This is a genomic window from Kitasatospora sp. NPDC058190 (assembly GCF_042883685.1).
Lineage (GTDB): Bacteria > Actinomycetota > Actinomycetes > Streptomycetales > Streptomycetaceae > Kitasatospora.
Genome location: NZ_JBHVVI010000204.1, coordinates 1 through 9,852, shown reverse-complemented (window position 1 = coordinate 9,852; position 9,852 = coordinate 1). Strand labels below are relative to the sequence as shown.

At 74.1% G+C, this 9,852-nt stretch carries 7 protein-coding genes; 1 reads left to right on the top strand and 6 read right to left on the bottom strand.

What is annotated here, in order from left to right:
• Window positions 1-127: 127 nt before the first annotated feature.
• On the bottom strand, window positions 128-1,264 hold the full coding sequence (proB, locus tag ACFVWU_RS43040; RefSeq protein ID WP_387631777.1) for a glutamate 5-kinase: 1,137 nt from the start codon (window positions 1,262-1,264) through the stop codon (window positions 128-130).
• A gap of 308 nt (window positions 1,265-1,572) precedes the next feature.
• Here proB and ACFVWU_RS43035 point away from each other — a divergent pair, with 308 nt between their 5' ends.
• Window positions 1,573-2,388 carry a hypothetical protein gene (locus ACFVWU_RS43035; RefSeq protein WP_387631774.1) on the top strand — a complete coding sequence of 272 codons (816 nt, stop codon included), beginning with the start codon at window positions 1,573-1,575 and terminating at the stop codon, window positions 2,386-2,388.
• A 75-nt stretch (window positions 2,389-2,463) separates the two neighbouring features.
• Here ACFVWU_RS43035 and obgE read toward each other — a convergent pair whose 3' ends face one another.
• The 5 genes from obgE to ACFVWU_RS43010 all read right to left on the bottom strand — a co-directional run bounded on the left by obgE (window position 2,464) and on the right by ACFVWU_RS43010 (window position 9,647).
• Window positions 2,464-3,942 carry a GTPase ObgE gene (gene obgE / locus ACFVWU_RS43030; protein WP_387631771.1) on the bottom strand — a complete coding sequence of 493 codons (1,479 nt, stop codon included), beginning with the start codon at window positions 3,940-3,942 and terminating at the stop codon, window positions 2,464-2,466.
• Window positions 3,943-4,059: 117 nt separating this feature from the next.
• On the bottom strand, window positions 4,060-4,317 hold the full coding sequence (rpmA, locus tag ACFVWU_RS43025) for a 50S ribosomal protein L27 (RefSeq protein ID WP_030058248.1): 258 nt from the start codon (window positions 4,315-4,317) through the stop codon (window positions 4,060-4,062).
• Window positions 4,318-4,331: 14 nt separating this feature from the next.
• Entirely contained in the window at window positions 4,332-4,649 is a 318-nt protein-coding gene (gene rplU, locus ACFVWU_RS43020; RefSeq protein WP_030233759.1) for a 50S ribosomal protein L21, read from the bottom strand.
• A 231-nt stretch (window positions 4,650-4,880) separates the two neighbouring features.
• Window positions 4,881-8,450 carry a ribonuclease E/G gene (locus tag ACFVWU_RS43015; protein WP_387631770.1) on the bottom strand — a complete coding sequence of 1,190 codons (3,570 nt, stop codon included), beginning with the start codon at window positions 8,448-8,450 and terminating at the stop codon, window positions 4,881-4,883.
• A gap of 435 nt (window positions 8,451-8,885) precedes the next feature.
• Complete coding sequence (locus tag ACFVWU_RS43010; RefSeq protein WP_387631769.1) at window positions 8,886-9,647, bottom strand: TIGR03936 family radical SAM-associated protein; 762 nt, start codon at window positions 9,645-9,647, stop codon at window positions 8,886-8,888.
• Window positions 9,648-9,852: the final 205 nt, after the last annotated feature.

Here is a 9,852-nt window from a genome sequence, read left to right as displayed (position 1 = left end):
CCGGCCCCGGCGGCCTGCGGCCGCCGGGTCGGGCGGCCCCCCCCCCCCCCCGGGGCGGGGCCGCTCCTGTACGGAGCGGCCCGCCGGCCGCGCTCCGCCGATCGGCCGGCGCCGGCTGATCGGCCGGTCAGCCGCGCAGAACGACCAGGTCGTCGCGGTGGACGACCTCGCGCTCGTACGCGGCGCCGAACTCCTGGGCCAGGTCGCGGGTGGACCGGCCGAGCAGGCGGGGCAACTCCCTTGCATCAAAGTTGACCAGTCCGCGCGCCACGATGTGGCCGTTTTCGGCAAGAAGGTCCACCGGATCACCCGCGGTGAACTCCCCGTCGACCTTGGTGACCCCGGCCGGCAGCAGCGAGGCACCGCCGGAGACGACCGCCTCCACCGCGCCCGCGTCCAGGTGCAGGGCGCCGCGCGGGCTGCTCGCGTGGGCCAGCCAGAGCATCCGGTCGGACGTGCGGCTGCCGGTGCGCAGGAAGAGCGTTCCGGTTGGCCGTCCGGCCAGCGCGTCGGCGGCGTGGCTGGCCGCGGTGAGCACCACGGGGATGCCCGCGCCGGTGGCGATCCGGGCCGCCTCGACCTTGGTGACCATGCCGCCGGTGCCGACGCCCGCCTTGCCGGCGCTGCCGATCTCGATGCCGTCCAGGTCGTGCGGGCCGCGCACCTCGCCGATCCGACTGGTGCCGGGCTTGGCCGGGTCGCCGTCGTAGAGGCCGTCCACGTCGGAGAGCAGGACCAGCAGGTCGGCCCGGACCAGGTGGGCGACCAGGGCGGCCAGCCGGTCGTTGTCCCCGAACTTGATTTCGGCGGTGGCGACGGTGTCGTTCTCGTTGACGATCGGCATCGCGCCCATCGCCAGCAACTGGTCCAACGTCCGGTAGGCGTTGCGGTAGTGGGCGCGCCGGCTGGCGTCCTCGGCGGTGAGCAGCACCTGGCCGACCCGGATGCCGTACCGGGCGAAGGAGGCGGTGTAGCGCGCGACCAGCAGACCCTGGCCGACGCTGGCGGCGGCCTGCTGGCGGGCCAGGTCCTTGGGGCGCCTGTCCAGGCCGAGCGGGGCGAGCCCGGCGGCGATGGCACCGGAGGAGACGAGGACGACCTCGGGGGTGTCCGGGCGGGCGCGCACCTTGGCGAGCGCGTCCACCAGGGCGTCGACCCGGTCGGCGTCCAGGCCGCCGGCCGCCGTGGTGAGTGAGGAGGAGCCGACCTTGACCACGATCCGCCGTGCGGTCAGCACCTCCTCCCGCAGTGAGTCCTCGCTCATCTCGCTGTACGCCCTTCCGGTGTGGTGCGGGTACGGCGGGCGCCGCCCGGCCGTCAACCCCGAAATCTACGCGATCCGCGCAGGCCTCCCGCAGAGTGTTTCACCGGCTGGACCCGGCCTGGTCACGGCCTCGCCACAGCCCGGCCGCCAATCCGGATGGCTGGTATGGTCCCTGACCGAAAGCCAGATCGGGGGACGGCTTCTTGCCCGCTGTACCCACTCGTCTTCGACCTTCCTGTCATCGGGCGGCGCCGCACTGGGCAGGCCGGCAACGGTTCGCGGCCGCATGCCCAGGAGAAAAGCGCACCATGCGTTCGTACACCACGAAGCTCACCGTCGCCGCCCTGGCGGCGGCCACCGCCCTCTCGCTCGCGGCCTGCGGCCCGGACAACCCGGACCCGGCCGCCACCGGCGGCGCCACCGGCGCGGCCCCGGCCCAGACCGGCGCGGCCACGGGTGCCGCCTCGGGCGGTGCGGCCGGCGGTGCGGCCGGCGGCTCGACCGCCGCCCCGTCGGGCGCTGCCACCGGCGGTGGCGCAGCCGGTGGTGCCGCCAACGGCGGCGCGGCGACCGGGGGTGCCGCCACGGGCGGTGCCGCCGACGGCGGTGCGGCCACGGGCGGCGCCGGTACGGCCGGCGCGGCGGGCGGCGGCGCCGGCAAGATTCCGCAGGCCGGCACCACTGTGAAGGTCGGCCAGTCGGCCACCGTCGACTTCGCCGACAAGACCTCCAACGTCGCCGCCAAGCTGCAGATCACCGTCACCGGAATCGAGGTCGGTTCGCTCCAGGACCTCACCGCCGCCAAGGTCCCGACCGCCGGGCTGGACGGCCGCACCCCGGTCTACGTCAGCTACACCATCAAGAACCTCGGGGAGTCCAGCCTCTCCTTCACCGCCCCGAACTCGAAGTTCGTCGTCTTCGACAGCTCCGGCGGCAAGGGCCTCCCCACCCTGAGCGCCGCCACCCCGATGCCCAAGTGCACCGGCGCGAAGTTCCAGGGCATCGCCAAGGGCGCCGAGACCAAGGGCTGCGACATCTTCACCATCGCCGGCAACACGCCGGCCGCGGTCGGCTACACCGACCTGAACGACCTGCTCAAGCTGCAGGCCTCCTGGGCGAAGTGACGCCGCGTCACCCGTGAATGCGTGAACGGCCCCCGCCACCTCGACAGGTGGCGGGGGCCGTTCACGTCAACCGGTTCAGTCGTCCTCGTCGTCACCCTCGATGGCGGACTGGCGGCCGCTGGAGAGCGCCTCGAAGGCGAGGAACTCGGCCTCGGCCGCGTCCCGGCCCTTCTGCTTCTCCCGGCGGCGGTCGACCGCCGGGCGCGGGTTCTCGAAGCGGTGGTCCTCACCGCGGCGGCCGAGCATCTCGGCGCCGGCGGCCATGGTCGGCTCCCAGTCGAAGACGACGGCGTTCTCCTCGGGGCCGATGATGACGGTGTCGCCCTCCTGCGCCCCGACCTTCCACAGCTGCTCCTCGACACCGAGGCGGGCCAGCCGGTCGGCGAGGTAGCCGACGGCCTCGTCGTTGGCGAAGTCGGTCTGGCGGACCCAGCGCTCCGGCTTGACGCCGCGGATGCGGTAGGCGCCGTCCTCCTCGGTGATGGTGAAGCCCGCGTCGTCCACGGCCTTGGGCCGCAGCACGATCCGGGTGGACTCCTCGGCCGGCTTGGCGGCGCGCGCCTCGGCGACGATCTTCGCCACCGCGAAGCTCAGCTCGCGCAGGCCCTTGCGGGAGGCGGCGGAGACCTCGAACACCTGGTAGCCGCGCTCCTCCAGCGAGGCCCGGGTCAGGTCGGCGATGTCCTGGCCGTCCGGCACGTCCACCTTGTTGAGCGCGACCAGGCGCGGGCGGTCGTCCAGGCCGCCGTACTCGGCGAGCTCGGCCTCGATGGTCTCCAGGTCGGTCAGCGGGTCGCGGCCGGGCTCCAGGGTGGCGCAGTCCAGCACGTGCACCAGCACCGAGCAGCGCTCGACGTGCCGCAGGAACTCCAGGCCCAGGCCGCGGCCCTGGCTGGCGCCCGGGATCAGACCGGGCACGTCCGCGATGGTGTAGACGGTGTCACCCGCGGTGACCACGCCGAGGTTGGGGATCAGGGTGGTGAAGGGGTAGTCCGCGATCTTCGGCTTGGCGGCGGAGAGCACCGAGATCAGCGAGGACTTGCCGGCGCTCGGGTAGCCGACCAGGGCCACGTCGGCGACGGACTTGAGCTCCATCACGATGTCGCGGGCCTCGCCGGGCTCGCCGAGCAGGGCGAAGCCGGGGGCCTTGCGGCGGGCCGAGGCCAGCGCGGCGTTGCCGAGGCCGCCGCGGCCGCCCTGGGCGGCGACGAAGCTGGTGCCGTGCCCGACCAGGTCGGCCAGCACGTTGCCCTGGCGGTCCAGCACCACGGTGCCGTCCGGCACCAGCAGAACGAGGTCCTCGCCGTCGGCACCGGTGCGGTTACCGCCCGCTCCGGGCTTGCCGTTGGTGGCCTTGCGCTTGGGCGAGTGGTGGTACTCGAGCAGCGTGGTGACCTGCGAGTCCACGGTGAGGATGACGCTGCCGCCCTCGCCGCCGTTGCCGCCGTCCGGGCCGCCGAGCGGCTTGAACTTCTCGCGGTGCACGGAGGCGCAGCCGTGGCCTCCGTTACCCGCGGCGACGTGGAGTTCGACGCGGTCCACGAAGGTGGTCATGGGATGTGCCTCCAGTGCGGATGAGTCCTGCTTGTTGCGTAAAGCCGAAGGGTGGACCGGAACATTCCGGCCCACCCTTCAGTGTGAGTCTGACGCGACTCGTGAGTCCGCTCGGACTCAGGCCTCGACGGCCACGATGTTGACGACCTTGCGGCCGCGACGGTTGCCGAACTGCACCGCACCGGCGGTCAGCGCGAACAGGGTGTCGTCGCCACCACGGCCGACACCGGCACCCGGGTGGAAGTGGGTGCCGCGCTGGCGGACGAGGATCTCGCCGGCGGAGACGACCTGGCCACCGAAGCGCTTCACGCCAAGGCGCTGGGCGTTCGAGTCACGGCCGTTGCGGGTAGAGCTTGCGCCCTTCTTGTGTGCCATATCTCGCTATCCCCTTACTTGCTGACCGAGTCGATGCTGGTGATGCGCACCGCGGTGTGCTTCTGACGGTGACCCTGACGACGGCGGTAGCCGGTCTTGTTCTTGTAGCGCAGGATGACGATCTTGTCGCCCTTGGTCTGGTCGACCACCTCGGCGTGAGCCTTCACGCCGGCCAGGACCCACGGGTCGGAGGTGACGGCGTCACCGTCGACGACCAGAATGGTCGAGAGCTCCACCGAGTCACCCGGCTTGGCCTCGATACGGTCGATCTCCAGCACGTCGCCGACGGCGACCTTGTGCTGGCGGCCGCCTGCGCGAACGATCGCGTACATGCGGTACCTACTTTCCCAACTCGGTCGGAACTCCCGACGCCAGCCACCTGGGTACGGACACAGGGGCCTCCTCCCGTTCGCTCCGCGCGGACGCGGGGCTCCGGGAAGGTGATGTGCTCGGGAGCGTGGCGTAGACACGCCGATGGTCAAGAATACGGACCAGCCGCCCGAGGGGCAAACCGGCCCGTACGGCCCGGGGGGCGGGATGGCTCCCGCCCCCGGGCACGGGCACTACTCGGCCGCCGTATCACCCTCGGCGGCCGCGGCCTTCTTGGCCGCCGCGCTCGTCCGCTTGGTCGCGGTCTTGCGGGCGGTGGTCTTCTTGGCCGCCGTGGTCGTCTTCTTGGCGGCGGTCTTCTTCGCGGCGGTCTTGCGGGCGGCCCGCTTCTTCGGCGCCGGGGCCTCCTCGGCGGGCGCCTCCTCCGCGGCCGGGGCCTCGGCGGGCTCGGCGGCCGGGGTCTCGACGACCACCGCCTCCGTCACCACGGCCTCCGCGACGACGGCCTCCTCGGCGGCCTCGGGCTGCGCCTGCGCGACGGCCTCGACGACCGCCTCGGCGGCGGTCTCCGCGGCGGCCTCGACGGCCGGGGCGGCGGCGGCCAGGGCCGCCTCCAGGGCCGCGTCCGCCTTCGCCTGCAGCACCACGATCTCGGCGGCCTGGGGCGCGCCGGCCGGAGCCGTCGCCTTGCGCACCGCGCGGCGGCGGGGACGGCCCGGCGGAGCGGCGGCCGGGGCCTCGGCCACCGGGGCGGCCTCCACCGGCGCGATCTCGGCTGCCGGGGCCTCGACGCCCGGGACCTCCAGGGCCAGCTGGCCCTCGATCTCCTCGCGCACCGGCTCGGCGGCCTCCACCACGGCCTCAGCGGCCTCCACGACCGCCTCGGCCACCGCCGCCTCGACGGCCTGCGGCTCCTCGTGGCCGACCCCGCCCTTGCCCCGGCGACGGCGCTTGCCGCCACCCGAGACCTCGCCCGCGACCGCGGCCGGGGCGTGGACGTGGGTGCTCGGCTGCTCCATGTGCACGATCACGCCGCGGCCGTTGCAGTGCACGCAGGACTCGGAGAAGGACTCCAGCAGGCCCTGGCCGACCCGCTTGCGGGTCATCTGGACCAGGCCCAGCGAGGTGACCTCGGCCACCTGGTGCTTGGTCCGGTCCCGGCCCAGGCACTCCAGCAGGCGGCGCAGCACCAGGTCGCGGTTGGACTCCAGGACCATGTCGATGAAGTCGATCACGATGATGCCGCCGAGGTCGCGCAGCCGCAGCTGGCGCACGATCTCCTCGGCCGCCTCGATGTTGTTCCGGGTGACCGTCTCCTCCAGGTTGCCGCCCTGTCCGACGAACTTCCCGGTGTTGACGTCGATGACGACCATCGCCTCGGTGCGGTCGATCACCAGCGAGCCGCCGCTGGGCAGCCAGACCTTGCGGTCCAGCGCCTTCATCAGCTGCTCGTCGATCCGGTAGGTGGCGAACACGTCCACCTCGGAGGTCCACCGCTGGAGCCGCTCGGCGAGGTCCGGCGCCACGTTGGAGACGTACTCGTGGATGGTCGTCCACGCCTCGTCGCCGGAGACGATGACCTTGGTGAAGTCCTCGTTGAAGATGTCGCGGACGACCCGGACGGTCATGTCCGGCTCGCCGTACAGCAGCGCCGGGGCGTTGCCGGTCGCGGCCTTCTTCTGGATGTCCTCCCACTGCTGCTGGAGGCGCTGGACGTCGCGGGTCAGCTCCTCCTCGGAGGCGCCCTCGGCGGCGGTGCGCACGATCACGCCCGCGTCGTCCGGGACGATCTTCTTGAGGATCTGCTTCAGGCGCGCGCGCTCGTTCTCGGGGAGCTTGCGCGAGATGCCGGTCATCGAGCCCTCGGGCACGTACACCAGGTAGCGGCCGGGCAGCGAGATCTGGCTGGTCAGGCGGGCGCCCTTGTGGCCGATCGGGTCCTTGGAGACCTGCACCAGCACGGACTGGCCGGACTTCAGCACCGACTCGATCCGGCGCGGGCCGCCGTGGCCCAGCGCGCCGAAGTTGACCTCACCGGCGTACAGCACCGCGTTGCGGCCCTTGCCGATGTCGACGAACGCGGCCTCCATCGACGGCAGCACGTTCTGGACCTTGCCCAGGTAGACGTTGCCGACGTACGAGGTGGCCTGCTCCTTGTTGACGTAGTGCTCGACCAGCACGCCGTCCTCGAGCACGCCGATCTGGGTCCGCTGGCCGTTCTGGCGCACCACCATGACGCGCTCGACCGACTCGCGGCGGGCCAGGAACTCGGCCTCGGTGATGATCGGCACCCGGCGGCGGCCCAGCTCGCGGCCCTCGCGGCGGCGCTGCTTCTTCGCCTCCAGACGGGTCGAGCCCTTGATGGACTGCACCTCGTCCGGGTCGAAGGACGGCTCGGTGGAGCGGCGGCGCGGCTCGCGCACCTTCACCACCGTGCGGACGCCGTCCTCGGTGGTCTCGGCGGTCTCGACGGCACCGGCCTCACCGCTGCGGCGGCGACGGCGACGACGGCGACGCGACGAGGACAGGCCGGCGGCCAGGTCGTCCTCCTCCTCGTCCTCCTCCTCGGCGACGGCCTCGGCCGGCTCCTCGGCGGCGGGCTGCACGGTCTCGGCGGCCTCGAACTCCTCGGCCTCGCCACGGCGACGGCGGCGGCCGCCGCGACGGCGACGACGGGACGGACGACCGTCCTCCTCCCACTCGCCCTCGGTCTCGGGAGCGGCGGCGGGGGCCTCCACGGCGGGCGCCTCGACGGCCGGGGCCTCGACGGGGGCCTTGACCGGCGCCTCGGCGACCGGCGCCGCGGCGACCGGCTTGCGGCGGGCCGGCTCGACCCGGGTACGGACCCGGCGACGGCGGCCGACGCCGCTGTACTCGTACTCGTCCTCTTCGACGCGCTCGGCGGCGGTCGGGGCCTCGACCGGCGCCGGGGCGGCGGCGGGCTGCTGCGGCGCGGGCGGCGCGACGTAGGGGGCGGGCTCCTGGAAGACCGGGGCCTGGAAGACCGCGGTGGCCGGGCGGACCGCGCGGCGGCGCACCCGGTGGGGCGGCTCGGCCTCGGCGGCCGGAGCGGGGGCGGGGGCCGACTCGGCGGCAGCGGGCGCCTCGGCGGCGGGGGCCTGGACGGCCTCCTCCTCGGCGGGCTCCTCCTCGACGACGGGCTCCTCGACCGGGGCCTCGACCACCGGCGCGGCCTCGACCACGCGACGGCGGCGGGCCCGGCGGGCCGGAGCGGCGGGGGCCTCCTCAGCCATCGGCTCGGCGGCGGCGGGCTCCTCGGCGGGGGCCTCGACGGCGGGCTCCTCGGCGGCGGGCGCACCGGCCGGGGCCTCGGCCCGCTTGCGGGTGCGGCGGGCCCGGACGGGCTTCTCCGCCTTCTCCGCCTTGTCGGCCTTCTCCGCCTTGTCGGCCTTGTCCGCCTTCTTCGCGGCCTTCCCGGCCGGCTGGTCCTTCTCCGTCACCGGGGCCTCGTCGGCCGCCGGCCCGGTGACCACGATCGCGGTCGCCTCCGGCGCACCGGCCGGAGCCTCGGCGCGCTTGCGGGTCCGGCGGGCCCGGACCGGCTTCTCGGCCACCGGGGCCGACTCGGCCGCCGGAGCCGCCTCGGCGGGCACCTCGTGCGTCTCGGCCGGCAGGACCGTCTCGGCCGCCTCGGCGGCCGCACCCTGCGGGGTGCCCGCCGGGCGGGACACCGCCCGGCGACGACGGCGCGGCGGCGCGGCGGACGCGCCCTCGCCGCCGGTCGCGGCGGTTTCGTTCTGTTCCGTGGCCGCAGCCTGCTGCGGATCGGTGTTCTCGAGCATGCGGGTGGATCTCCCGTCAGGCCCCCGGGCTCCACATCCGGGCACGGCGCGGCACCAGTGGGCGGCCGGCATCGCGACGATGCTCGGGCCGGACCCTTTGACGGTGCCGCCGCGCGGACGCGAGGCCGCACAGGGGCTCGTAGTCTCGCTCGGCGCCCCACGCTCGGCGGGGTGTCGAAAGTCTTCTGGTCTGACCAGTCTTCTGAGGTTTTCCCAAGCTGCGCCATCCCCCAACCCCGGGTGGCTCCCGGACGGGGCCCCGGGCCCACCGACCGTCCTGGTCGGCGGGCCCCGAGTGGCCTGCCTGTGCTGCGGCGACGCTCGCTCCCCTGGGGAGCCGCGGGAACCCTGGAGGACCGTCGGGCCCAGTGAGGAACTGGACCCGGCCTCCGCCCACTAGGCGGACGCGGTAGCGCGCGGCCCGGCGGCCGTTTCTCAGCCGGCCGGGGCCGCGGCGCGGTCGAGCGCCAGCGGGTCGGTCACCGTGCCGGACTCCTCGTCGAGCGGCCCCTGCGCCAGCCTGGTCACCTCTGCGGGGACCGGCGGCGCCAGGTCGGCCGTCGCACGGAGACCGGACAATACGTCGTCGGGTCGTACGGCGGGTGTGGCGTGTCGTACTACCAGGCGCAGTATCGCACAGGGACGGCCGGTCCGAACATCGCGGTCGGTTCCGGAGCCTGCGTCCGCACCGCCGTCGACCTGCGGCTCGACGACCGCGAGTGCGGCCACCGCACCGCGCGCGTCGAAGACCCGCACGCCGTTCTTGGTCCGGCGCTCGACCTCGACCATCTCCTCGGCGAGGAACTTCTCCACCGCCTGGGCCGCCTCGGCCGGCTCGACGCCGTCCAGCCGGAGCAGCCACTCCGAGGCCTCCAGGCGCTCCACGAAGTTCGGTGTGCGGACCTCGACCGCGTCGATCACGTCCAGGCCCGTCGGCAGCGAGCCGTCCAGCTGCGCCCGCAGCTGCTCGGGGTCGCGCTCGGCGGCCAGACCGATCTCCAGGTACTCCGCCTCGCTCGCCACCCCGGTCGGGGCCGCGTTGGCGTAGGAGACCTTCGGGTGCGGGGTGAAACCGGCCGAGTAGGCCATCGGAACGGCGGACCGGCGCAGGGCGCGCTCGAAGGCGCGCTGGAAGTCGCGGTGGCTGGTGAAGCGGAGCCGGCCGCGCTTGGTGTAGCGGAGACGAATCCGCTGCACCGTCGGCGCGGGCGGCGGACCGTCGGGCGTACGGCGTGCCAGGGTCGCTCAGTCCTTTAGTCAATTGTCCCCGTCCGGCGTGGCGCATTCCCGCCACTGCCCGGACTCTGTCACCTCAAAGGGTACGCGCCCCGCCGCGCCCCTCGCTCCGCCCCAGGTCGGCCACACCCCTCGGCCCCCGTCCGGAAACGCACCGGACGGGGGC

Excerpts from the sequence above, each read along its gene's own strand:
- proB (WP_387631777.1), bottom strand. The coding sequence starts at position 1,264 with ATGAGCGAGGACTCACTGCGGGAGGAGGTGCTGACCGCACGGCGGATC.
- ACFVWU_RS43035 (WP_387631774.1), top strand. The coding sequence starts at position 1,573 with ATGCGTTCGTACACCACGAAGCTCACCGTCGCCGCCCTGGCGGCGGCC.
- obgE (WP_387631771.1), bottom strand. The coding sequence starts at position 3,942 with ATGACCACCTTCGTGGACCGCGTCGAACTCCACGTCGCCGCGGGTAAC.
- rpmA (WP_030058248.1), bottom strand. The coding sequence starts at position 4,317 with ATGGCACACAAGAAGGGCGCAAGCTCTACCCGCAACGGCCGTGACTCG.
- rplU (WP_030233759.1), bottom strand. The coding sequence starts at position 4,649 with ATGTACGCGATCGTTCGCGCAGGCGGCCGCCAGCACAAGGTCGCCGTC.
- ACFVWU_RS43015 (WP_387631770.1), bottom strand. The coding sequence starts at position 8,450 with ATGCTCGAGAACACCGATCCGCAGCAGGCTGCGGCCACGGAACAGAAC.